The organism is Arthrobacter sp. DMZ02-1R (assembly GCF_057747935.1).
Window position 1 is genome coordinate 1,854,566 of sequence record NZ_CM173230.1, and the last position, 23,233, is coordinate 1,877,798.

General features: G+C 64.5%; 22 protein-coding genes. 14 read left to right on the forward strand and 8 right to left on the reverse strand.

What is annotated here, in order from left to right; translation table 11 throughout:
• Nucleotides 1-72: 72 nt before the first annotated feature.
• From AC3ANQ_RS09125 to AC3ANQ_RS09145, 5 genes are all read left to right on the forward strand, one after another.
• The gene (locus tag AC3ANQ_RS09125; protein WP_488304787.1) at nucleotides 73-1,065 is read left to right on the forward strand and encodes a helix-turn-helix transcriptional regulator; all 993 of its coding nucleotides are present in this window, start codon (nucleotides 73-75) and stop codon (nucleotides 1,063-1,065) included.
• Nucleotides 1,062-1,943 carry an SDR family oxidoreductase gene (locus tag AC3ANQ_RS09130; protein WP_488304788.1) on the forward strand — a complete coding sequence of 294 codons (882 nt, stop codon included), beginning with the start codon at nucleotides 1,062-1,064 and terminating at the stop codon, nucleotides 1,941-1,943. The genes AC3ANQ_RS09125 and AC3ANQ_RS09130 overlap by 4 nt, the downstream gene beginning before the upstream one ends.
• Before the next feature lie 22 nt (nucleotides 1,944-1,965).
• Nucleotides 1,966-3,207 carry an MFS transporter gene (locus AC3ANQ_RS09135; protein ID WP_488305288.1) on the forward strand — a complete coding sequence of 414 codons (1,242 nt, stop codon included), beginning with the start codon at nucleotides 1,966-1,968 and terminating at the stop codon, nucleotides 3,205-3,207.
• A 40-nt stretch (nucleotides 3,208-3,247) separates the two neighbouring features.
• On the forward strand, nucleotides 3,248-4,270 hold the full coding sequence (locus tag AC3ANQ_RS09140; RefSeq protein WP_488304789.1) for a 3'-5' exonuclease: 1,023 nt from the start codon (nucleotides 3,248-3,250) through the stop codon (nucleotides 4,268-4,270).
• Between the two features lie 66 nt (nucleotides 4,271-4,336).
• A complete protein-coding gene (locus AC3ANQ_RS09145) occupies nucleotides 4,337-4,885 on the forward strand; it encodes a DUF4395 domain-containing protein (RefSeq protein ID WP_488304790.1) in 549 nt (182 codons plus the stop codon).
• 26 nt (nucleotides 4,886-4,911) lie between these two features.
• On the opposite strand, the gene AC3ANQ_RS09150 is transcribed toward AC3ANQ_RS09145, so the two are convergent.
• A complete protein-coding gene (locus AC3ANQ_RS09150; RefSeq protein ID WP_488304791.1) occupies nucleotides 4,912-5,997 on the reverse strand; it encodes an ADP-ribosylglycohydrolase family protein in 1,086 nt (361 codons plus the stop codon).
• Nucleotides 5,998-6,074: 77 nt separating this feature from the next.
• On the opposite strand from AC3ANQ_RS09150, the gene AC3ANQ_RS09155 reads away from it, so the two are divergent.
• The 6 genes from AC3ANQ_RS09155 to AC3ANQ_RS09180 all read left to right on the forward strand — a co-directional run bounded on the left by AC3ANQ_RS09155 (nucleotide 6,075) and on the right by AC3ANQ_RS09180 (nucleotide 13,655).
• Complete coding sequence (locus AC3ANQ_RS09155) at nucleotides 6,075-6,431, forward strand: YidH family protein (RefSeq protein WP_265977258.1); 357 nt, start codon at nucleotides 6,075-6,077, stop codon at nucleotides 6,429-6,431.
• Entirely contained in the window at nucleotides 6,428-6,778 is a 351-nt protein-coding gene (locus AC3ANQ_RS09160) for a DUF202 domain-containing protein (RefSeq protein WP_488304792.1), read from the forward strand. Before AC3ANQ_RS09155 ends, AC3ANQ_RS09160 begins: the two co-directional genes overlap by 4 nt.
• A 135-nt stretch (nucleotides 6,779-6,913) precedes the next feature.
• Complete coding sequence (locus AC3ANQ_RS09165) at nucleotides 6,914-7,837, forward strand: MIP/aquaporin family protein (RefSeq protein WP_488304793.1); 924 nt, start codon at nucleotides 6,914-6,916, stop codon at nucleotides 7,835-7,837.
• Nucleotides 7,838-7,926: 89 nt separating this feature from the next.
• Entirely contained in the window at nucleotides 7,927-9,117 is a 1,191-nt protein-coding gene (locus AC3ANQ_RS09170) for an exonuclease SbcCD subunit D (RefSeq protein ID WP_488304794.1), read from the forward strand.
• Nucleotides 9,114-12,134, forward strand: coding sequence for an AAA family ATPase (locus AC3ANQ_RS09175; protein WP_488304795.1), 3,021 nt, complete (start codon nucleotides 9,114-9,116; stop codon nucleotides 12,132-12,134). Before AC3ANQ_RS09170 ends, AC3ANQ_RS09175 begins: the two co-directional genes overlap by 4 nt.
• 117 nt (nucleotides 12,135-12,251) lie before the next feature.
• Nucleotides 12,252-13,655, forward strand: coding sequence for an MFS transporter (locus AC3ANQ_RS09180; RefSeq protein WP_488304796.1), 1,404 nt, complete (start codon nucleotides 12,252-12,254; stop codon nucleotides 13,653-13,655).
• A 144-nt stretch (nucleotides 13,656-13,799) separates the two neighbouring features.
• On the opposite strand, the gene AC3ANQ_RS09185 is transcribed toward AC3ANQ_RS09180, so the two are convergent.
• The gene (locus tag AC3ANQ_RS09185; RefSeq protein WP_488305289.1) at nucleotides 13,800-14,534 is read right to left on the reverse strand and encodes an IclR family transcriptional regulator; all 735 of its coding nucleotides are present in this window, start codon (nucleotides 14,532-14,534) and stop codon (nucleotides 13,800-13,802) included.
• Between the two features lie 146 nt (nucleotides 14,535-14,680).
• Here AC3ANQ_RS09185 and AC3ANQ_RS09190 point away from each other — a divergent pair, with 146 nt between their 5' ends.
• Together AC3ANQ_RS09190 and hpaB are read left to right on the forward strand one after the other, a co-directional pair.
• Nucleotides 14,681-15,217, forward strand: coding sequence for a flavin reductase family protein (locus tag AC3ANQ_RS09190; RefSeq protein ID WP_265977264.1), 537 nt, complete (start codon nucleotides 14,681-14,683; stop codon nucleotides 15,215-15,217).
• Between the two features lie 71 nt (nucleotides 15,218-15,288).
• The gene (gene hpaB, locus AC3ANQ_RS09195; protein ID WP_488304797.1) at nucleotides 15,289-16,743 is read left to right on the forward strand and encodes a 4-hydroxyphenylacetate 3-monooxygenase, oxygenase component; all 1,455 of its coding nucleotides are present in this window, start codon (nucleotides 15,289-15,291) and stop codon (nucleotides 16,741-16,743) included.
• Nucleotides 16,744-17,095: 352 nt separating this feature from the next.
• Here hpaB and AC3ANQ_RS09200 read toward each other — a convergent pair whose 3' ends face one another.
• Nucleotides 17,096-17,749 carry a phosphoribosyltransferase gene (locus AC3ANQ_RS09200; protein WP_488304798.1) on the reverse strand — a complete coding sequence of 218 codons (654 nt, stop codon included), beginning with the start codon at nucleotides 17,747-17,749 and terminating at the stop codon, nucleotides 17,096-17,098.
• A gap of 73 nt (nucleotides 17,750-17,822) precedes the next feature.
• Here AC3ANQ_RS09200 and AC3ANQ_RS09205 point away from each other — a divergent pair, with 73 nt between their 5' ends.
• Nucleotides 17,823-18,245, forward strand: a complete 423-nt coding sequence (locus tag AC3ANQ_RS09205) for a MarR family transcriptional regulator (RefSeq protein ID WP_488305290.1) — start codon at nucleotides 17,823-17,825, stop codon at nucleotides 18,243-18,245.
• Nucleotides 18,246-18,267: 22 nt separating this feature from the next.
• Here AC3ANQ_RS09205 and AC3ANQ_RS09210 read toward each other — a convergent pair whose 3' ends face one another.
• The 5 genes from AC3ANQ_RS09210 to AC3ANQ_RS09230 form a co-directional block, all read right to left on the reverse strand.
• The gene (locus AC3ANQ_RS09210) at nucleotides 18,268-19,098 is read right to left on the reverse strand and encodes an alpha/beta fold hydrolase (protein WP_488304799.1); all 831 of its coding nucleotides are present in this window, start codon (nucleotides 19,096-19,098) and stop codon (nucleotides 18,268-18,270) included.
• A gap of 4 nt (nucleotides 19,099-19,102) precedes the next feature.
• A complete protein-coding gene (locus AC3ANQ_RS09215; RefSeq protein WP_488304800.1) occupies nucleotides 19,103-19,432 on the reverse strand; it encodes a biotin/lipoyl-containing protein in 330 nt (109 codons plus the stop codon).
• Complete coding sequence (locus AC3ANQ_RS09220) at nucleotides 19,425-20,459, reverse strand: alpha-ketoacid dehydrogenase subunit beta (protein WP_488304801.1); 1,035 nt, start codon at nucleotides 20,457-20,459, stop codon at nucleotides 19,425-19,427. The genes AC3ANQ_RS09215 and AC3ANQ_RS09220 overlap by 8 nt, the downstream gene beginning before the upstream one ends.
• Complete coding sequence (locus tag AC3ANQ_RS09225) at nucleotides 20,452-21,489, reverse strand: thiamine pyrophosphate-dependent enzyme (protein WP_488304802.1); 1,038 nt, start codon at nucleotides 21,487-21,489, stop codon at nucleotides 20,452-20,454. Before AC3ANQ_RS09225 ends, AC3ANQ_RS09220 begins: the two co-directional genes overlap by 8 nt.
• A gap of 303 nt (nucleotides 21,490-21,792) precedes the next feature.
• A complete protein-coding gene (locus AC3ANQ_RS09230; RefSeq protein ID WP_488304803.1) occupies nucleotides 21,793-23,175 on the reverse strand; it encodes an amino acid permease in 1,383 nt (460 codons plus the stop codon).
• Between the last annotated feature and the right edge of the window lie 58 nt (nucleotides 23,176-23,233).

Genomic DNA, 23,233 nt, shown 5'->3' on the forward strand with positions numbered 1-23,233 from the left:
CCTTGAGACATCCGCTTGGGGGTGTCTGAGAGACACTGCCACCAGCCGCCCGGCGTGCGTAGCGTGGTGGATGTGGACAGAAGAGACGACATCCGTGACTTCCTGATATCGCGTCGAGCGAAGATCAGCCCGGAGCAGGCCGGCATCCCCGTGTATGGGGAGTTGCGCCGTGTTCCCGGCCTGCGCCGTGAGGAAGTGGCGCAGCTGGCCGGGGTCAGCACGGACTACTACACCCGCCTGGAACGCGGCAGTATTCGCGGCGTCTCCGACGCCGTGCTCGAGGCCGTGTCAGCGGCCCTTCAGTTGGACGAGGCTGAGCGGGCGTACCTGATGGATCTGGCAAGGACGGCCAACGCCCCGTCGCCGCGGGCGGCACGCCGGCCACCGCGGCAAAGGGTCCGTCCCGGGGTGCAGCGTCTGCTTGATGGGATGACCGGAGCGGTCGCCATCGTGCAGAACGGCCGTTCGGACGTCTTGGCCGCTAACCTGTTGGGCCGGGCGCTGTACGGGCCGGTGTTCAGTTTCGCCGAACAGCTCAACCCCGCCGAACAGTCGGGACCGGGGACACTCGCCCGGCTGCCGAACCAGGCGCGCTATCTCTTCCTCGATCCGGGCGCGGGTGACTTCTACCCTGATTGGCGCGCGATCGCCGCGACCACGGTCGCGATGCTGCGCCTGGAATCGGGGCGGAACCCCGACGACCGGGCGCTGAACGAGCTGGTCGGGGAGCTGACCACGCGCAGCGCACTGTTCGCCGCCCTGTGGGCCGGACATGACGTACGGATCCACACCTCGGGCACCAAACGCTTCCACCACCCTCTCGCCGGGGACTTGTCCCTGCAGTTCGAGACACTGGACCTTCCCGGCGACGAGGGTCAAACCCTGTTCACCTTCACCGCGGAACCTGGCTCCGCGTCCGAGAACGCGCTGGCGTTCCTTGCCAGCTGGGCGGCATCGCCTCCCGGAACAACTACCGCCGGCACCCCTGCCGGTGGATCCACCTCCCCAGGCCTGCCTTCCCATTCGCGGCCAGGGACACCCAACCCAGGAAAGACAAAACCATGAGTGAGCAGAATTACAAAGCAGGACCAACGGAAAGCAGGATCGCGAAGCAGGTCTGGTTCGTCACCGGAGCGGGCCGCGGCATGGGGACCGACATCGCGAAGGCGGCTCTGGCCGCCGGCCACGCGGTCGTCGCCACCGGCCGCAACCCCGAAAAGGTCGCCCAGGCCGTTGGCGAGAACGAGGACCTGCTGGCCGTCAAGCTTGACGTCACCGACCCCGCCGCCGCGGAAGCGGCCGTCCAGGCCGCCGTCGACCGCTTCGGCCGGATCGACGTGCTCGTGAACAATGCCGGCAACTTTTACGCCGGGTTCTTCGAGGAAATCACCCCGGAAGACTTCCGGGCACAGATCGAAACCACCATGTTCGGGCCCATGAACGTTACCCGCGCCGCGCTGCCGGTCCTGCGGGCCCAGCGCTCGGGCCTGGTAATCACGATCTCCTCGACCGCCGGGATCGTCGGCGGGGAGTTCCTGACCGCCTACGCCGCGTCCAAGTTCGGTGTCGAAGGCTGGGCCGAGTCCCTGGCCCCCGAAATCGCACCCTTCGGGATCCGCACCATGCTCATAGAACCGGGGTTTTTCCGCACCGAACTCCTCACCCCGGAATCCACGAGCTACGCCGAATCCACCATCAAGGACTACGGCGAACGCACCGAACAGACCGTCACTTCATGGAAGAGCATGGATGGACAGCAAGGCGGAGACCCGGCCAAACTCGCGGATGCCCTGATCCGACTGGCCGAGTTGGAGGATCCTCCACTCCGGTTCGCCGCAGGGTCGGACGCAGTGGGTGTCTTCGAGCAGCGGGCCAAAGCTCTCCGGGCTCAGGCCGAGGCCCACCGTGACCTCTCCAGCAACCTCGCCTACAGCGACGCCTGAGGACACCATGACACCTGCGTCGATGCAGCCCGCTTCGCAACAGGCCACATCTGAAGGATCGTTCCGAGCCCCGAGGTTCCCGTGGGGTGGACTTCTGATCCTCGCCGCGGCAGGTTTCACAGCCGTCACCACCGAACTCCTTCCGTCCGGACTGCTGCCCCAGATCAGCAGGGACCTCGGGGTGGTGGAATCAGCTGTGGGCTCCCTCACGGCCGCCTATGCGGCAGTCATTGTCTTCACTGCGCTTCCCTTGTCGAGGCTGCTAGGCGGACGAGTCCCGCGCAAGCCATTGTTGATCGCCACCGTACTCGCGTTCGCACTGAGCAACGTGCTGTTGGCCTCCAGCCCCAGCCTGGGCTTGGCAGTTGCCGCGAGGCTCCTCGGCGGTGTGGCCCACGGGATGCTGTGGTCAAGCATGGCCCCTTACGTTGCCAGGATCGTTCCAGCGCACTCTGTCGGAAAAGCAATGGCCATGGTCTTCAGCGGTAACAGCATCGCGCTTGCGGTCGGCGCTCCGATCGGCACACTCATGGGCTCGGTGCTCAGCTGGCGTGCCTCGTTCCTCGTCCTGGCCGGAGTCGGTGCGGTCCTCGCCTTGCTGGCGGTGTGGGTGCTCCCGGCCGCCCCCGACGTGGACGGCAATACCAGGCCGACCCTCCGCGGAGCCCTGAAGCTGCCCGGCGTGATCGCGGTGGCCACGGCCTGGCCCCTCTTGCTCCTGGGCCACTTCACCCTCTTCACCTATATCGCCCCGTTCCTCCACGGCTCAGGCCTTCCGGATGCCTTCACCAGCATCTCCCTGTCCGTAGTGGGGGCTGCCAGCCTCGTGGGGATCTGGATCGCCGGTCTCACTGCCGATTCCTATCCGCGGCGCTCCCTGCTTTCAGCGGTCGCTTTGCTTGTGGTCGCCTTCGGCCTGTTGCCAGTAATGGGCGGCACATGGGGCGGTGAACTCGTGCTGGTGACCGTGTGGGGAGCTGCGTTCGGGGCTGTCGGTATTTACAATCAGGCTGCGATCCTCCGCGCTGGCGGAGAACACAAGGACGCCGCGAACGGCTTGACGGTGGTTACCATTCAACTGGGCATCGCCGTCGGCGCCGGGTACGGCGCTTTGGCCCTGACTACTGCCGGCGCCCTGTGGGTGCCGCTAGCCGCAGCCGTCCCGACGGCGGCAGCCCTCGCAATCGTCATGGCCAGCCGCCGGGGCGGATACCCGGCCGGACCGCGGGAGCTGAGGGCCCCAGGACACCGGCCTTCCACATGACCGAGGCGCTGGGCGGCTCTTTCCCCTGTAACCTTGACCAGTGGCATTGGACTTTACGGCGATCGACTTTGAAACTGCGAACGGCTTCAGGGGCTCGCCGTGCTCGGTCGGCCTCAGCAAGGTCCGCGGCGGAGTAGTGGTGGAGGAAGCCTCCTGGCTCATGCGCCCACCAGAAAACCACGACCACTTCGAGTACCACAACACACGAATCCACGGCATCCGGGCCGAGGACGTCGCCGGCGCTCCACGCTTTGGGGAAGTCTTTCCCGAAATCGGGGCTTTCATCGGCGGCGATATTTTGGCCGCCCACAATGCAGCCTTCGATCTCGGCGTCATCCGTTCCGGGCTTGAAGTGTCCGGGCTGCCTGGCCCGGCCTACGAATACGTTTGCACCGTGATGTTGTCCAGGCGCTGTTATTCCCTGGTTTCCAATTCCCTGCCCTACGCCGCGGAAGAGGCCGGCGTGCCCCTCGTGAATCATCACGATGCCGCCGAGGACGCCCGGGCCTGCGCGGGGATCCTGGTCGATATTGCACGCAGAAACGATGCGAACAGTATTGCCGAGCTCTACTTGTCCCTCGGCCTGGCCTTGCCAAAACAGCAGGCCTTCCAGCCGGGAGACGGCCTGTCCAAGCAAACCCTGGCTGCGCTCGCGGCCGTCGGGGCCGTGTCGCAACCTTCTGGCCGCTCCGGCGTCGGGAATGGCGCCGGCCAACTTGGGCGAGCCTGGAGCAACTGGCCGGAAGAGGGCACCAATCCGGTGCCCAACCCTGCAGCGGAACCGGGACACCCGCTGTTCGGCCAGACTGTAGTTTTCACCGGTGAACTTGCCATTGCCCGGCCGGAGGCGAAACAGCGGGCCGCGGAGATGGGCGCACGCCCCGAGAGCCGCGTCACCGGAAGGACCACGGTCCTGGTGGTCGGTGACGGCTTCGTGGCAGGCGATCTCCGGAACGGTCGCCTCACGGGGAAAGCCAAGCGGGTCCTGGAGTTGCATGGCCGCGGCCAACAGATCGAGGTGCTTTCCGAGGGAGAGTTCCTGCAGATGGTCGGCGGAAGCTAGCAGCATCAATATTCACACGGAGCAACAAAGCTTCCCGTTGCGTGCCCGCACTCCTAGCCTTGAGCCATGACACAGGGAAAGAAGGCTGACACCGCACGGTTCACCGCAGGGACGCCGGCTCCGGCGGCCATTGGGTGGCGGGCCGTCTTCGCTTTTCCCAATCCTGTCAATGAGTACGCCGCGAGGATCACTGCGGGCCTTGTGGTTTTGGCTGCGGTGCTTACGCTCCTCACCGGTTTTGGCTGGGGGCTCGTGCTGATTGCGGCCGGTTTCTGGTTGCGGGTGCTGTTCGGGCCCAGGATCTCGCCGTTTGCCTTGTTGTCCGTTAAGGTCCTGGCACCCCGGGTCGGTCCTGCCAAGCTTGTTCCGGGTCCGCCCAAGCGCTTCGCACAAGGAATCGGCGCCGTGCTGAGTAGCGCTGCCGTGGTTCTCTTCTTCGCCGGTTTCGCGCTGGGGGCGTGGATCCTGCTGGCCCTGTTGATTGTTGCGGCGTCCCTTGAGTCGTTTGTGGGATTCTGCCTTGGCTGCGCCATTTTCGGTTTCCTGCTGAAGCGTGGCCTCATTCCCGAGGAAGTTTGCGAAGCCTGCAATAACATCGCACTTCGCCAGGCCTGAACTAGCTTTTCCTAGCCGACCTTTTCCTAGCCGACCGTGACGGCGATCAACTGTTGTGCCATCGCGCGGATGACTTCCGGCGCCTCAAGGGCTTCAAGCCAGTCCGACGGCAGGGCGGCCTCACCGTGGAATGCCCCCAGGATATTGCCCGCAATTGAAGCGGTGGAGTCACTGTCACCGCTGTGGTTCAGCGCGACGGCCACCGCCTGACGGAAATGAGCGGCCGGATCGAGCTGTGCCTCGTCCGCCGTGGCGGTCGCCAACACGGCATAGAGCCCGACGGCGAGTGCCTCCTCCGCGACCCAGCCTTCGCCCAGTTGCGCCGTGAGTTCTTCGGGGCTGAGCACGGTTCCGGTGGAGGATAGTTCCAGCGCTTGGCGGAGACGGTCCAACAGTTCAGGGGCTGGATCCGGCAATGCCGCCACCACACTCAAGGCATGTTCAGCCGCAGTCCGTACATCCAAGCCCGTGGCCAGTTTGTGCACCAGCACGCTGAAGGCGCCGGCACTCTGCCGTGCCGAAGGGTGCCCGTGGGTCAGCGACGCGGCGTCAGTGCTCAGCTTGTAGACCGTGGCTTCGGAAATATGCGGGACCAAGCCAAATGGAGCGGATCGCATCACCGTGCCGCAACCCTTCGATTCCGGATTGACAGGGCGAAATTTTGTCCCCATCTGGCCCGTGGCGAGTCCGCTCAGGCACGCTTTGCCCGGATGCCTGCGGTGCCGGAGCACTTCCTGGCTGTCAATCCAACGCGGTTGGGGAACGGGGGCCGATGCCGGCAAGGCCACGTCCTGCGTGGCGAGCCAGCGAAGATACGCAAGCCAGAGGCACGCCGTTTCATCGGCTGCTACGCCGTCGTTGGCCCACTCAAGCGCGTCCACGAGGCCGTCCACGGTGTACAGCGTCATCTGGGTGTCGTCCGAAAAGTGGGTGCCGCCGTCGAGCTGTCCGAACGAGGTGAGGCCTGCCGCGCCGTAGCGGGAGCGGATGGTGTCCATGTCGTCGAATTCCACCGCGTATCCGAGCGAATCGCCCAGGGCCCCTCCCAGCAGGCAGCCGAGGACCCGGGACTCGAAGGATGGCACGGCGGAGGGGGGCGGTTCAGCACTCATAGTGGTAATTTACCGCGGCTGCTTCGCCGGACTTCACATGCCCACTGATACGGTGGCTCCTGAACCAGGAGGCAGTGATGCGTGAACCCGCGTGGCGGAAAACCGGAAAGACGCCGGACTACAGATTCTCCCTCGCAAATGAGCGGACCTTCCTAGCCTGGATTCGCACTTCCTTGGCGCTCCTGGCGGGCGCCGTCGCGATCGATCAGCTTGCTCCGAACATCGCACCACAGCCGGTGCGCATTGTCCTGTGCGTCGTGCTTTCAATTATTGGCGCTGGTCTCGCGACGCTTGCCTACCGACGTTGGGCGCAGATGGAGGCCGCCATGCGCAACGACCAAGCGTTGCCGTTCTCACGGGTCATGATGCTGATGACCATCGTGGTTGCCGTGGCAGCCTTCACGTTTGCTGTGTTGATCCTGGTGGCGCGTTGAGCGTCGAGGCCAGGGATTCAGGGCTGCAGCCGGAGCGCACCACGCTCGCCTGGCGCCGGACCCTTATTTCGCTTCTGGTTGTGGATCTCTTTATCTGGCGCAGGTGGCTGTCGGCCAAGTCGGGTGCGGGGCAACTGCCCACTGGAATACCCGGGCTCGACTACCAAGGAATCTGCGCTTTGACGGCCGCCGCTGCGACGATTGCTCTGGGCAGCGTTGTTTGGGTAAGGTCCCGTCAGCTCCACCAGGGCGCGGACGAAGCGTCGGCCGTCCTCATGCTGGCAAGCGCGGGGTCCATCATCGCACTGGGTTGCGCGGCTGTCGCCGCGATCGCACTTGGCGACTAGGCTCGGATTCAGGTAGCGTCCAGACTCGGCTGACAGGATGCTGCAGGGCACAGCGCGCGATCTGCTGCGTAGCTAGCTGTTGCCGTGCGCCTCCGCAACACGCCACCCGAACTTCGAACTAAGGAATCATCCGACATGACCACAACTGTGTCCGTTCCCTCCTCCCGCGGTACCGGGCTCATCGCCCGGGCGTCCGCTGAAGCTCTGGGGACGTTGTTCCTTGTGGTTATTGGCTTGGGTGTGCTCATCTTCATCAATCCCCAGGCGGTTCCGATGCCGGCATCGCTGGCCAGCGGCCTCGCCGTTACCGCTGCCATGCTTGCCTTCGGCTACTTGTCAGGTGGGCATTTCAATCCGGCAGTCACCGTTGGCCACGTGATCGCGGGCCGCACGAAGCTCGTGGATGGAGCCGCCTACCTGGGAGCCCAGCTTGTGGGTGGTTTGCTGGGCGCACTGGCGATCTTCGCCGTCGTGCGGACTGTTCCCGGAATCACCGACAGCCGTAACGTCTTTGACACCGCGACCTCGGGGTTCGGTGCGCATTCCAGCTTCCAGGTTCCGCTGACCGGCGTGATGCTCATCGAGGTACTCGGCGCAGCGATCCTGGTGGGGGTCTTCCTGGGGGTCACCGCCCGGCGGAACCCCAGCAAGGTTGCCGCACCGTTCGCCGTCGGCCTGACCGTCGCAGTCCTGCTGCAGCTGGGCCAATCCACCGGAAACCTTGCCTTCAACCCGGCCCGTGCCACCGCATCCGCAGTTTTCAGTTCCGGCTGGGCGCTGGAGCAGCTCTGGCTCTTCTGGGTGGCGCCCTTGGTGGGGGCAGCGATCGCGGGTCTCATCTTCCGCGGCTTCGGTGAGTCCGCTCCGGCGGTCGTCGCGGAGATTGAAGAACCGGCGCAGTCCGGCGAATGGGACGAAGAGTCCGACGACGACGCGGACGCCGCCGCCCCGAAGGGCCCGGCAGAGGTTTCACCCGCTGCTGCGCCCGCTGCGCCTGCGGCAGAAGTGAAGCCCGACGTCGACCCCGCCCGTGATTTCTTCGACGGCAAGCGGGACTGAGACCGGAATTAGTTGCCCGGAAGGCCCCGATATTCCCGATGCCGCCGTGCCGCGCCAAAAATGTCTGTGCCTCCCGTTAGCGTGAAAACATGAAGCTTCTTCACACTTCGGATTGGCACCTGGGCCGCTCATTCCATGGCGTCGGGATGCTGGATGCCCAGCGCAACTTCATTGAGCAATTGCTGGCAGTTGTCCGCGATCAATCGGTCGATGTCGTGCTGATTGCCGGTGACGTTTACGACCGTGCCCTTCCCGGCCTGGATGTTGTGAAGCTTCTCGACGACGCCCTGGTTCGGATCACAGACGCCGGGGCCAAGGTGGTGCTGACCAGCGGCAACCATGATTCCGCGATCCGCCTCGGGTTCGCCTCACGCCTGCTGGAGCGCGGGGGAGTCCATTTGAGGACACGCGTGGAGGACTTGGATTCCCCGGTCTTGTTCGCACTTGACGGGAGCGGCGCCGGCAAAGCCAATCCGGGGGCCCCGGTGCTGGCCGTCTACGGCATTCCCTATCTTGAACCGAGGCTCGTTGCCGAACGGCTCAGCACCCAAACGGCGAGTCATTTTGACGTCACCCAGGCAGCGGTGCAGCTGATTCACAAGGACATCTCCCGGCGAAGCGAGACGGGACCCGTGCATTCCGTGGTGCTGGCACACACGTTCGCGAGTGGAGGCATTACCTCGGACAGCGAACGCGATCTGAGCATCGGCGGTTTGGGAGCAGTGCCACTCGATCTCTTCGATGGCTTTGGCTACACGGCCTTGGGCCATCTCCACGGGCGGCAGGAACTTTCCGAGCACGTCCGGTACTCGGGTTCTCCACTTGCCTACTCGTTCTCCGAAGCCAAGCATCGGAAGGGTGCCTGGCTGATTGACGTCGGAGTGGACGGCGTGAAGAGCGTCGAGGAAATCTTGTGGAAGGCACCGCGGGAGCTGGCGATTCTCAGGGGGAAGCTCGCCGGGCTCTTGGAGTCCGAGGAACACAACTGGGCCGAATCCGCCTACTGCCAGATCACCCTCACGGACTCCGCACGGCCGGCGCAGGCCATGGAACAGTTGCGTACCCGTTTCCCGGACACACTGGTGTTGGGCTTTGACCCGGAGGACGCCGAGGGCAGAGCCAAGGCCAGCTACAGCAGCAGGCTTGCCGAAGCCGAGGACGATCTCGGCGTTTGCTGTGGTTTCCTTGACCATGTGCGCGGGAGGCCCGCTGACGAAACTGAACTTTCCGCGCTTCGTGAAGCCTTGGAAGCCGTCCGGCTGGAAGGAGCGGAGCTGTGAGAATCCACCGCCTTGAGATCGAGGCTTTCGGTCCGTTTGCGGGGGTTCAGTCGATCGACTTCGATCAGCTGGGAGCCCAGGGTCTGTTCCTCTTGAATGGTGCTACAGGCGCCGGAAAGACGAGCGTGCTCGACGCCATTTGCTTTGCCTTGTACGGTTCGGTGCCCGGCGCCCGCCAAGACGGCAAACGCTTGCGGAGCGACCACGCGGAACCGGCTGCAGAGCCCCGCGTTGTCTGCGAATTCTCGGCGCGCGGGAGGCGCTTCGAAGTCACCCGCTCCCCGGCGTGGGACAGGCCCAGCGCCCGCGGACGCAAAGGCTTCACCACCCAGCAGGCCAAGACCCTCCTGCGCGAACGGGTCAATGGTTCTTGGGAAGAGAAGAGTTCCCGCAACGACGAAGCCGGTGCGGAAATCGGTGATGTCCTCGGGATGGATCGGGAGCAGTTCACCAGGGTGGTCATGCTCCCGCAGGGAGACTTCGCGGCCTTCCTACGCTCCAAGGCTTCCGACCGGCTCGACCTGCTGCAGAAGCTCTTCGGCACCCAGCGTTTTGAAGCCATCGAGCAACAGTTGGCGCTCCAGGCAAATGCCGCGCGCGCAGAAGTGGAAGGCAACCAGAACGGTCTTCACTTGCTCCATCAGCGCGCCGAATCGGAGTTCGCGCAGCTAGGCATTGAAGATTCAGTGGAGCTGGATGTCCATGAGGTCGGTTCCGCCGTGGCCACGCCCGAACTCAGGCTCGGGCACCTGGAGGCACGGGCGCGGGCCGAATCGCGGGAGCGGCAACAGTCTGCCAGCTCCGCCGACGCCGCCACGCTTCAGTTGGCAGATATGCTCAACTCTGCCCGGGAACGGGTGCAACGGCACGCGAAGCTTGACGCCGCCACGCGCCGGCACGAAGCGCTCTCCGCACGCGCGGCCGAAGTCCAGGAATTCCGCGACCGTCTTGGGCGTCACCGGAAGGCTGCCGTTCTCGGCGGCCAGCTCGACGCCGTAGACCGTGCTGCGAAGGCATTGGACCTGGCGGCCTCGAAGGCCGATTCGGCTAGGGCCAAACTCCTTGCGGCCTCCCTGGACGCAAGCGATCCGGCCGCGGCCCTGGCAAGGATTCGGGAAACCACGGCCGTCCTGGAAGCCCGGGTTGAGGACGAGCAAAAGCTCGACCACGTTGCGGGCCGGATTGTCGGACTCAATGCTGCGGCAAAGCATCGGGATACCGCCAAGGAATCAAGGTCACTAAGCTTGGTGGCGCTTCGCGCGGAGGCAGCCTCCTTGGAAACCGGCCTGGGCCCACTGGAAGCGGCAGCCTTGGAACTGCCCCTGCGCGAAAGCGAAGCCGCGGCAGCACAGAACACAGTCAGGACCGTGGCTCGTCACGCAGCTGCCCTCGAATCCCTCTCCGCGGCGGTAAAACGGCACGCGATGGCCCGCGCGCTTTCCCAGGACCTCCGCCAACTCTGGTTGGATCTCCGCGAATCCCGCTTGGCAAACGCCGCCGCAGAGCTCGCAGCAAAGCTGCACGATGGTGACGCATGCCCTGTCTGCGGAAGCTCCGAGCACCCTTCGCCAGCGTCAACCGGATTGACGGCCTTGGCCCTTGTCGAGGAAGAGCAATCCGCCCACGAACGATATGACGAGAGCGATCACGAGCTGCTCCAGGCGTCGGCCGAGCTCGCGTCCGTTGAGCAGGAGGTTGCAGTGCTCGCGGCCCAAGGCGGAGGCATCGATTCTAACGAAGCTGATTCCACCGAGGCCTTGGCCAAAGACGCGCTCGCCTCAGCACGGCTCGCCGTCGACGGACTCAAGCGAGGCAAAGAAAGCCTCGCCCGTGTGATGGAGCGGATTGCCCGCGTGGAAGAAGAGCAACTCCGGGATGACACGGTTGCGGCCCAGGAGAAGTCGGCCCTAATCCTGCTTAGCGAACAACGCCAGTCCCTGGACACCTTGCTTTCCGGGCTTCGTGACGGCTTCGAGTCGCTCCGTGGCAGGATCGAGGCTTTGACCAGGCAACGCGAACTCCTCCAGTCCGCTGTCACCGCGGGCGCCCAGTTGGAAGGCGCCCGGGAGGCCTTGGACGATGCATCGGCGGCCTTGGAACGTGCCCTGTCGGCAAACCATTTCGAGACAGCTGAGGATGCCCGGCGAGACATCCTCGACGAACAGCACGCCGCACGCTTTGACGAAGCCATCAGAGATTTCGAGACCGAAAGCGCCCGTCTCGCGGAGCTTTTTGAGTCCGAGGACCTTGTGCTCGCTGCCAAGGAAGCCCGAATCGGCGAGGTGCCTTTGGCCGCCGTCGAGTTGGCCGCCCTCGAAGAGGAAGCCGGTCAAGCGGAAGAAGCGGCGCGCCGTCTTGCCCTTGCTGCGGGGCTCGCCGCCCGGACCCTGGCGAGCTTGGCAACGATCCGTGCCCAGTATGAAGCAGCGTCGGCCTCGGGACGGGAGCCCCTCGAACGCGCCCGGGTGCTCAGCGAACTCGCCGAAACTGCTAGGGGGTCGGGCGACAACGGCTACAGAATGAGCCTCAACAGCTATGTTCTGGCTGCGCGGCTCGAACAAGTCGCAGCGGCGGCGTCAGAGCGCCTTGTTGCCATGAGCGACGGCCGCTACACCCTGCAGCACACGGACGCCAAGGCAGCCCGGGGCGCGAAATCCGGGCTAGGCCTGGAAGTCGTGGATGAATGGACGGGACAGCGGCGGGACACCGCCACGCTTTCCGGCGGGGAATCCTTCATGGCCTCGCTCGCCTTGGCCCTGGGGCTCGCGGATGTTGTCCAGCAAGAGGCCGGCGGCGTAGATATCGAGACCTTGTTCGTGGATGAGGGCTTCGGGAGCCTCGACGAGCAGTCCCTGGAACAGGTGATGGACGCGCTGGAAGGATTGCGCGACGGCGGCAGGGTAGTCGGACTCGTCAGCCACGTTGCCGAAATGAAGCAGAGAATCAGCACCCAGCTTCAGGTGATCAAGGGCCGAAACGGCTCCAGCGTGCGAATCGTCGACGCCGCAGCCGCGTAGGACGGAGCCGTTAGACGGACGCATCCTCCGCGAGCCGTCCGGTAGACTTGGAGGGTTACACCGGGTCGCGCGCATCGGGAGGAGGGACGATGCGCACCGTTCAGCGAACCCGGAATCATGAACTCCTTTCCACAAAACTCCGCGGCCAACACCGCGCTCCAGCCTGCCCAGTCGCAGCCTGGCCCCCAGCGCCGTTCCCGTCTGCCTGGCCGCTTCGCGCGCCTGCCCGAACTTGCCGGCCGAGACTTCCTGCCGTTGGGACTCTTCGCGAGGCTGCCCCTCGCCATGCTGACCGTTGGCACCTTGACCCTCGTCACGGCCGTCAGCCATTCTTACGCCATCGGCGGCCTGGCCGCCGGCGCCGTAGGTATCGGGTCAGCCGTGGGTGCGCCGGTGCTCGGCTCGCTCGCTGACCGGGCAGGCCAACGCCCGGTCCTGCTGGTAGCCGCGGCCGTCAACGCGGTCACGGTCATTGCGCTGCTTGTTGCCGCCTACCTGACGCCGGATTTCAACGCACCCACGGACGCGATCGCCGTTCTCGTGACGGCCTTCCTTGCTGGAGCTAGTTGCCCGCAGGTGGGTCCCATGGCCCGTGTCCGATGGATGGCCCTGACCACAAGGAACCTGCCCGCACGGAACGCGGGCTCCGGAGCTGGTGGGCAAGCCGCCGGTTCCGGCAGTGTGGCGGCAAGCCGCGCAGACCTGGATACTGCCTTGTCCTACGAGGGAACCGCAGACGAAATCACTTTCGTCCTGGGGCCGGCGCTGGTAGGCATTTTGGCCAGCCTCGTAGCTGCTTGGCTGCCGTTGGCATTGGCTGCGGTCCTCACTGCCACTCTGGTACCTGCTTTCGCCGTGCATCCTTCGCAATTGTCTGTGGTGCCGGCAAAGCGCAAGGGACCAACCGCCGTCGGGAGCGCTCCTGAAGGACAGAGATCACGGGTCCGTTCCCTGGCCTGGTTGAAAGTGGCCGTTCCGGTATTGGCCATGGTCTGCATGGGAACATTTTTCGGTGCCACGCAGAATGCGTTGAGCGCTTTTTCCGCCCAATTCGCCACTGCCGAAATCGCGGGGCTCATGTACTCCGTCATGGGCCTGAGCTCCGCCGTCGCCGCTCTGTCTGTTGCCTACTGGCCGCAGCGCTTTGGTCTGGCGATCCGCTGGGTGGTCGCCGCGGCGGCGATGACGGCGTTCTCCCTGTTGTTGTTCCTCCCGGCCGGGATCTGGCCGATGGCCATGGTTCTGCTGGTGCTGGGAATTCCGGTGGGACCCGTCATGGTGACGGTCTTCAGCATCGGGGGAGTTGTGGCCCCGGCCGGCCGGATGGCAACGGTCATGACCGCCCTGGCGAGCGGGATCGTGGCCGGCACGGCCTTGGGCGCCTACCTTGCCGGCCAGTTGGCACAGACCCAAGGTTCCGGCGCCGCCTTTGTGGTGTCCACCGCCGCTTCGGGTGCGCTTCTGATACTCGGCATCGTGGCGGGACTTTTCCTCCGGCGCAGGCCAAGCACCCAGCAATAGCGACGCTCGCTCACTTATGGCCCACTTTTTGGAAACCCTCTTTCAGATCATCTGCAAAAGGATTCCCGGTTTTGGCCTTAAAAGTGAGCGAGCGTTGGAAGAAATTGGACGACCGCACGCATCAAGGGTGAAATGCAGAATCCCTTAGGCCAGCTGGGACTCTATCCGGGCTGCGCTCGCGGCTAGTGCTTCCCCGACGGCGGCTTGGTCCTGTTCGCGGCGGATGTAGACGACGGCGATCGCCGCGGGCCGCCCGCCGGGCACCTGGATGGGAGCGGCCAGGGATGACAAACCCGCGATGACCTCGTCGTGGCTTGCCGCATAGCCGAGCCGACGCGCTTCGGTTGCCTCGGGCCGATAGGGCAGGCCGGGGGCGCGGGTGGCCCATTCGTCCTCGCTCATGGTGGACTGGATGGCGATTCCAGGCGCTCCGGTGTTCACGGGGTGGCGGGTCCCCGGGTGCTGTGCCAAGGTCGCGGCCGAGTGCCGTGGCTCCACGGTGACTAGCGTGACGCAATCCTGATGGTCCCAGACCGCCACGAATGCCGTCATGTTCAGAGTATTGGCGAGTTGGGTCAGCTCCGGGAGGGCGGCAGTCTGGAGATCGCGTGAGACGCCCCGCGCCAGCACCGCCAGGCCAGGACCGGGCTGAACCCGACCGCCGTCGTCGCGCACCAAAAGGGAATGGTCCTCCAGCGTGCGCAGAATCCGGTAGGCCACGGAGCGATGAACGCCAAGGGCGGTGGCGAGCTCGGCAATGGTCAAGGGGCGCTCGGCGGCGGCCAGGATTTCCAGGGCCTGGATTCCGCGGGAGAGAGTCTGCGACGGCGAAACGGTCGCCGTCGTTTCCAGCGGCTTTTTCGTGGCACTGGGAGACATCATGGGCTCCATCCTATGTTGTGGGGTCTAACGCGGCGGACCCGCTGTCTTGTGCCGTGGATCGCAAAAGACTATGGTTCTGTATGAGAATTTATTGTTCAAATATAGAACAAGTTCAAATATAGAACAATCTCCAGGAATCAATGATGATTGCCAAGTCCAGCCAGAATGCGGAGCCAGGCCGCCTGGGCCGCACTTCGCGGCCACGGGCACATCACTTCCGTGGCAGTCTGGGCCGATTTGCCACAGGCGTGGCCATCGTGACGTTCGACGGCGCCACCAAGCGGCACGGCATTACGGTCAATTCGTTTACCTCCGTGTCCATGGAGCCGCCGTTGGTACTTGTCAGCATCGCCCGCACCGCCAAAGCCCACGACGAGCTTGCCGGCCGGCCGTTCAGCGTCAACATCCTGGGTGCGGAGCAGCAGGAGCTCGCCCTGCACTTCGCAGGCCGTCCCGGGCCCGAGCCGCGTTGGGTCGAAGGCGACACCGCGCCCCGCCTTTCCAATGTCCTCGCCTACTTCGAGTGCAAGCCATGGGCCGCCTACGACGGTGGTGACCACACCCTCTACGTGGGCGAGGTGGTCGACTTCAACTATCGCAACGGCGATGCGCTGGCCTTCGCCAACAGCTCCTTCACCACCATCCCGGAAAGCCAATTGGGAATGGAGGATCTTCTGTAGTTGCCGCGGCGCCGGAATGCCGCATCCACACACGCAATGCCGTTTCAGCTCAACCATCATTGGAGACAACCATGGGAATCCGGACCGGACAGCAGTACTTGGACAAGCTCAACTCGATGAACCCCCACGTCCTGATCGACGGCGAGATGGTCACTGAGAAGATCGCTGACCATCCGTCCTTCAGGAACGTGGCCCGCACGTACGCGAAGCTCTTCGATATGCAGCATGACCCGAAGTATGCGGACGCCCTCACCTACGAATCTCCGACAACCGGGGATCGCGTCAGCGCTTCGTTCCTGGTGCCGCGGAGCAAAGAGGACCTTGAACACCGGCATGCGGCCATCCGCACCTGGGCCGAGTACTCCCATGGATTCCTCGGCCGGACCGGTGACTACATGAACGGAGCCCTCACGGCGCTCGCGGCTGCTGAAAAGTGGTTCGCCCAGGCCGATCCGATGTTCGGCGAGAACATGCGCAAGTACTACGAGCATTGCCGCGAGAACGATCTGCTGGCCACGCACACCCTGATTCCGCCCCAGGTCAACCGCTCGGTGTCCGGGTCCGAACAGCTCGGTGGCCAACTCGCGGCCAGGGTGGTGGAGGAACGGGAAGATGGGATCGTGGTCCATGGCGCGCGCATGCTGGCCACGATCGCGCCGATTGCCGACGAACTCCTCGTGTTTCCCTCGACGCTCCTCCGAGCAACGCCGGAAGACGCCCCCTACTCCTACGCCTTCGCCCTCCCGAATGACGCACCGGGCATGCGCTACCTGTGCCGGACCTCCCTCTACAACGGCGGAAGCACCCACGATGAACCCCTCGCCAGCCGCTTCGAGGAGATGGACGCCGTCGTGGTCTTCGACCATGTGTTCGTCCCCAACGAGCGCATCTTCATGCTTGGCCATCCCGAACTCTGCAACGCCTTCTACTCCGAGACCGGCGCGGGGGCCCTCATGACCCACCAGGTGGTCACGCGGACCATTGCCAAGAGCGAGTTCTTCCTTGGCCTCGCGTCCGAGATCGCGGCGTCCATCGGGATTGACGGTTTCCAGCACATCCAGGAAGACCTCGCGGAGCTGATCGAAACTGTTGAAATCGAAAAGGCCCTCATGGTGGCCGCGGAGGCCCAGGCCGCCCCAAGTCCGGATGGGGTGTTCCTGCCGCATTGGCCCACGTTGAACGCCGCACGCAACTGGTACCCCAAGGTTGCCCAGCGATTCCCGGCAATTATCCGCAAGTTCTCGGCGTCCGGCCTCATGGCGCTCCCCGGCGAAGCAGACATGGCCAGCGAGGCATTGCCGGACATAGAAATGTACCTGCAGGCGAAGGCCCTCACTGGTCCGGAGCGCGTCCGCCTCTTCAAACTTGCCTTCGACGCGAGCATTTCCTCGTTTGCCGGTCGCCAGGCTCTGTATGAATACTTCTTCTTCGGTGACCCCGTCCGCATGGCGGGCGCCCTCGTGAACAGCTACGATCGCGAGCCGGTCCGCGCCCGGGTGCGGGAGTTCCTCGAACGGCAAGACTAGACGCGCCACGGCGACGTACGACGACGGCGGCGGCCTCCCGCCGTCGTCGTCATCTTTTGCCGCCCATGACGCTCGCTCACCTTTGACGCGTAATTCGCTGACGCTCGCTCACCTTTGACGCGTAATTCGCTGACGCTCGCTCACCTTTGACGCGTAATTCGCTGACGCTCGTTCACGTATGAGCCCAAACGGCGGCTCCCTCCTGCAGTTCAAATCATGAGAAGGAGCGTTCCGAATTTTTCCCTCATTTGTGCAGGAGCGTCGGGTTGGAAGCCGACGTATCTGCAGGGGCGTCGGGAAATGGGCCATCAGATGTGAGCGAGCGTCGGAGTTCCCGCGAATACCGGCGGGCTCAACCAGCCCGCTCCAGGAGCCGCACGGCGTCGTCGTCAGTCAACTGTTCGAAGTGCTCGTAGAACGCGCCCACGGCGTGGAATTTGCCCGGTGTGTGCAGGCAGATCATGAAGTCGCACACCCGGCTGGTGGACGCTTGGGCTTCCAGGGATGACACAGGGACCGCGGCCACTACGGTTGCCGCCCCACCGGCGCGGACAGCCTCGACGGCGGCGCGCATGGTTGCGCCGGTGGCCAGCCCATCGTCGACAAGAACCACCGTCTTGCCCGAGAGATCGATGCTGATACCCGGGTAGGTTTTCACGCGCCGCAGGAGTTCACCCCGCTCGCGCACCTCCACGGCGTCAAGCGAACCCTGGGTGATTCCGTGCCACCGCATCCGTTCGGCGAGGGGCCGATTGATTATTCGGACAATTCTGCCGTTGGACCAGGCCAGGGCGCCGAAGGCGGTTTCCTCACGTCCCGGGATGCCGAGTTTGCGCACCAGGACGGCACCGTACGGCTGGTTGAGTTCGACGGCGGCGGCGGCCGCTACGGGGACCCCGCCGCGAGCCAGGCCAAGCAGGATCGTGTCTGGCCGTTTCCGGAGCTGCGGAAGCCCGGCCGCTAGCCGGCGTCCGGCGTCCGCGCGGTCCTTGAAGCGCATGCCCATTCGTCTCACTTCCACGTAATCCAGCGCTGAACCAAGCCTACCTTTCTTGCCGCGGCCGCTCCTCGCTGCCACGATGGGCCGTGTGAACAAGCCCATCGGTTACTGGATCAAACGCCTGGATGCCGCATTGGAAGCGCATCTGGACCGCACCTTGGCGAGGTTGAAACTCAGCCGGAGGCAGTGGCAGACACTCAACGTCCTGGCGGAGGCACCTCTCAGCCCCGAAGACCTTGACGGCGTTCTCAGCCCTTTTTGGGGCGGCGATACGCGTCGTCGCGAAACTGAACTGGCCGCGCTGGTAGGCCGTGGAATGATCATCATGGTGGACGATCGCATCAGCCTCAGCGAATTGGGCCACGTAATACATATGGAAGCCCAAAAGCTCGTCGAGGACTCCCGCCGGGACATCTCGATGGGGATAGGCCTGGATGAATACGCCATGGCCGTCAGCGTGCTGGAGCGGATGACCCTTAACGCAGAGCGGCTGGCCCGGTAAGGCCAGCCGCTTCATCGTCGGCCTAGACGCCGAGGAACGCTATCGCCGCGTCCTTGAACACCCGGCTGGTCACGGCGTTGCTGTGGTTCCGTCCGGGGACGAGCAATTGTTCCACCATGCCGCCGGAGTGGGAGGCGATTGACGCGAGCTCAGACATGGTGACGGCCCGCTCGTCCTTGTCACCGGCCACTAGCAACACCGGCATGTGCGGCACCGCCTCGGCGGGATCGTACGGTTCGCCTTTGATCGCCTCGATCAGCGACAAGAGCGCAAACAAATCGTTGCTCGGCAAGAGCTGCGCCATTTTGAGCAACCCCGCGGTGGATTCGTCTTCAATGGGCGTGCCGTCCGCGAGGTAGTGCTGGGCAGCCACGAGATCGAAGTATGCCAGCGGGTCCTCCTTGTTCGGGCCGCCCAACACCAGGCGGTGCACGAGTTCGGGCTGGGTTGCCCCGAATTCCCAAGCGAGCCGCGAGCCCAAAGAATAGCCAATGATGTCGAGTCCGCTGGAAGGGTCGCCATCGCGCAACGGGCGCGCGCCGGCGTCGGCCACTATCTGGAGCAGGTCCGCGCGGATCCGGCTGGGGGAGTAAGAGTCCAAGTCCTCGGGCGAAGCGCTTCGGCCGTGCCCGGGGAGGTCCACTGTGATGACGCGGCGGCCGGCGGCCTGCAGGGCGGTAATCCACCCGGTGTCTCCCCAGTTGAGCTTGCTCGAGGAAGAGAAGCCATGCAGGAGCAGGATGGGGCGCAGTCCGGCGTCGGTCCCTGCGGCGGGTTCATGGATTTCCACGAAGATATGGGGATCCGTTCCTTCCACCGTATGGATGTGCTCTTCTGTGTGCCTGCCGCTCATGGTGTCAGTCCTCATCAAGTACGGCGCTCAGGCGGACCCGGCGCTTGGGTGCATCATCCTTCGGAACCGTGCCCACGATGCCGGCGGTATTGTCCGGCACCTCGAACACCACCAGCGGTTCACCGACGTTGACAGTGTCGCCCGGCGCACCGTGGATACGGATCACTTTACCTGCCTGCGGGCTCGGCAACTCGAGGGCGGACTTACTCGTTTCCAGCTCCACGAGCGGCTGATTCCGTTCCACCTGGTCGCCGGGGGAGACGAGCCAGTCCAGCACGGTCGCTTCGATGAGGCCTTCGCCGAGATCGGGCAGGGGGAAGCTGATTTCAGCCACGTCGATACTCCAGTACTCGTTGGATCCCCAGGAGGATGCGGTCAATGTTCGGGATGTATTCGTCCTCCAGGTCGCCGGAGGGATACGGCACGTCGAAGCCGGTGACCCGCTCCACGGGCGCCTTCAGCGTGTCAAAGCAGCTTTGCGTGATCAGTTGGGCCACTTCGGCCCCCAGCCCGGAGGTCAGCGGAGCTTCATGCACGACGACGGCGCGCCGCGTCTTTCCGACGGAAGTCGCCAATGCTTGGGCGTCGATCGGCTTGAGCCAGCGCAGATCAAGGACCTCGACGTCGATTCCGTCCTCAGCCGCGAGTTCCGCAACCTGCAGGCACCGGGCCACCATGGCGCCCCAAGCCACGAGGGTCAGGTGGCGGCCCGGCCGGACAATCCGGGCGCCGGTGAGGGTTCCGCCGTCGGAAGCGTCGACGTCGCCCTTTTGCCAGTACCGGGACTTAGGTTCCATGAAGATCACCGGGTCCGGCCGCGAAGCCGCGTACTTGAGCAGGTGGTAGGCATCGTGCGGGCCCGACGGCGAGACAACCTTGAGGCCCGGAACGTGTGCGAAGAGTGCCTCGAGGCTTTCGCCGTGGTGTTCGGGGGCGCGAATGCCGCCGAAGCTGGGGACCCGGAGCGTGATCGGCATCGGAAGCTTGCCCCGGCTGCGGTAGTTCATCCTGGCGACCTGGCACACGATCTGGTTGATGGCGGGATACGCGAAGCCGTCGAACTGGACTTCCGGAATAGGGTGGAAGCCAGCCATGGCGAGCCCCACGGACATGCCCAGGATCCCCGATTCAGCCAGCGGCGTGTCGAAGACGCGGGATTCTCCGTGCTTGGCCTGCAAGCCATCCGTGATGCGGAAGACGCCACCCAACTGGCCGCAGTCCTCGCCGAAGACCACCGTCTTTGGATCGGCGAACAGGATTTCGTCCAAGGCGCGGTTGAGGGCCTGCTGCATGGAGATGTGTGTCCGCTGGGACTCTGTGGTTGTCCCGGCTTCGAGGGTGGCTGTGATGCTCTCAGACATGTTCGGACTCCTCGCGCCAACGGATGGCCTGGTTTTCAAGGGCAGGGGTGGTTTCCTGGAAGACGAAATCGAACATCTCAGTGCCTGGCCGCGGGCCGAGGGCTTCGATTCCGGTGCGGATCACTTCTTCCTCGATTCGTGCTGCTTCGTGGGCTGCCGCGAAGAAGGCGTCATCTGCCGCGCCCTCGGCGAGCAGACGCTCGCGGAGACGCTCCAAGGGATCCTTGCCGGCGTCGATGCGCTCATCGTCGAGGCTCCGGTACCGGCCGGGGTCGTCAGCTGTGGAATGGGGACCGCGGCGGTAGGTCATTGCTTCGACCACTACTGGGCCGTTTCCTGCGCGGCAGTGGACGAAGGCGTCCCGGGTGGCCTCATAGACGGCAACCACATCGTTGCCATCCACCTGAATGCCCGGGATGCCGTAGCTGGCTGCGCGGCCAGCCACCGAACCGCCGGCCACTTGCCGCTCGGTGGGCACGGAAATCGCCCAGCCGTTGTTTTGAATGAAGAAGACAACCGGTGTTTTCATCACGGCGGCAAAGTTCATGGCTTCATGGACATCGCCTTGGGAGGAAGCGCCGTCGCCGAAGTAGCTGAGCGCAACTCCCGGCTCGCCGCTCAGGGTCTGGCCGTGGGCCCAGCCGACGGCATGGAGCACCGAGCCTGCCACCACGGCCTGGATAGGCGCGAGGCGGCTTGCCAACGGATCATACATTCCGCCGTGCCACGTTGCCTTGTGGGTGGACATGTACCCCAGCATGTCCACGCCCATGGTCCTTGCGACACCCATCTCGCGGTACGTCGGAAAAGCGAAATCGCGTGCCGTATCGAGGGCGTAGGCGCTGCCGACCTGGGCTGCTTCCTGGCCGAGTTCCGGAGCATAGCCGGGAATGATTCCCTGACGCTGCCAAGCAACGGCCGAGGTATCCAGATATCGAACGGCAGCCATCAGGGAGTAAAGCTCCCTGAGCTGCTCGGAGGCCAAGGGCGCGGCGTCGGCTGCGGCCACAGCGGGAAGAAGTGAGTCCATGGACGTGACCGTAGTCACTGTGTGGGCCGTAGGCAATCCGCCTATTTGTGGCTGGGCAAACTGCCAAGAACTGTCAATGGTTCCGAGGGACGGCATAGCAGTTTGTACAACTTTCCCTCACCCAAGCAATCCCCACCGCCACCCTCGCCTCGCAAGTCCCCACAGGCTCCCAGCCTTCGCAAGCTCAGGCAGGGACCCTCGCCGGTGGGGCCCCACGGCCAGGGAACCCTGGCGGCGTGGGCCCAGCAGTTGTTGTCGTTGTGAGGCGTCAAAACGACAACAACTGCGAGTCAGTTGGGTTTGCTATGCGCTTCGTGCCGCCTTGGCCTTGGCCCCGATGCGACAGGCCACGGCGAGGCACGCGATCAGAAGGAACGTGCCGATCAACTGGCCCGCGCTCTCGGCGTTCGAGAAGCCCACCACGAAGATGAGGGCAAGCAGTGCAAGTCCGAACACTGTCAGGAAGGGGAAGCCCTTCATGCGAAGCGGCAACTCGGTTCCTTCGCGGTCGGCACGGCGACGCAGGATGAACTGGGACACGAGTGCCGTACCCCACACCACGAGGCAGGTGGAGCCCACCAGGTTGAGCAAGGCCGGCAGGACGTGATCGGGAAAGAGCAGTTCCAGCACGGTGGCGATGAAGCCGAAGGTGACAGAGACGCCGACGGCGGCCATTGGCACCCGGGCGCCGCGCAGCCGCGACAGGAAAGCCGGGGCTTCGCCGCGCTCGGATAGCGAGAACACCATGCGTGAGGCCCCGTAGAGGTTCGCGTTGAGCGCTGACAGCAGGGCCACAACGGCAACAAGGGTGATTGCCGTGCCGGCTCCCGGGATGCCCGCCAGGTTCAGGACGCCAGCGAACGGCGACTTCAACCCTTCTGAGTCCGAGGGAAGGACGGCCGCAATGACGAAGACTGAGCCGATGTAGAAAACCAGGATGCGCCACACCACGGTGCGGATGGCCTTGCCGACGCTGTGAACCGGGTCCTGCGTTTCCGCGGCAGCCACGCTCACGATTTCGGTGCCGCCGAAGGCGAAGATCACTACAAAGAGCGCCGCGGCAATTCCGGCCCAACCGGACGGTGCGAAGTTACCCGTGATGTGTCCAAAGCCGGGGGAAGTCACTCCAGGCAGCCAACCGAACAGCAATGCCGCGCCGATGATGAGGAAGACCACAATGGCCGCAACCTTCAGGATGGCGAACCAGAACTCGAACTCACCAAAGTTCCGGACTCCGGCGAGGTTGATCGCGGTAAAGGCCACCATGAAAATCAGCGCCAGTGCCCACACGGGAATGACCGGCCAGACCGAGAAGAGCAATCCGGCCGCCCCGAGGGCTTCCGCGGCGATGACGACCACCAACTGCAACCACCAGAGCCATCCGACCGTTGAACCGGCCGTTTTGCCCATCGCCTTTTCGGCATAGACGGAGAAGGCGCCGCTGTTGGGGTTGGCTGCGGCCATTTCCCCCAGGGCCCACATCACCAGGATGATCAGGGTGCCGGCCACAAGGTAGGAGATAAGCACTGCGGGACCGGCCGCATGGATCCCGGCGCCTGAGCCGAGGAAGAGGCCTGCACCGATGGCGCTGCCCAAGCCCATCATGGTCAGTTGGCGGGGCTTCATCGAGTGGCCAAGGCCTTGCGAAGGAATGGCGGGTCGAACAGCGGTGGACGTCGTTGTCATTCGTGTTTGCCTTCTTGTGGAGGGTTTGTCAGCTGGTCCTCGTGGGACTTATCGAATT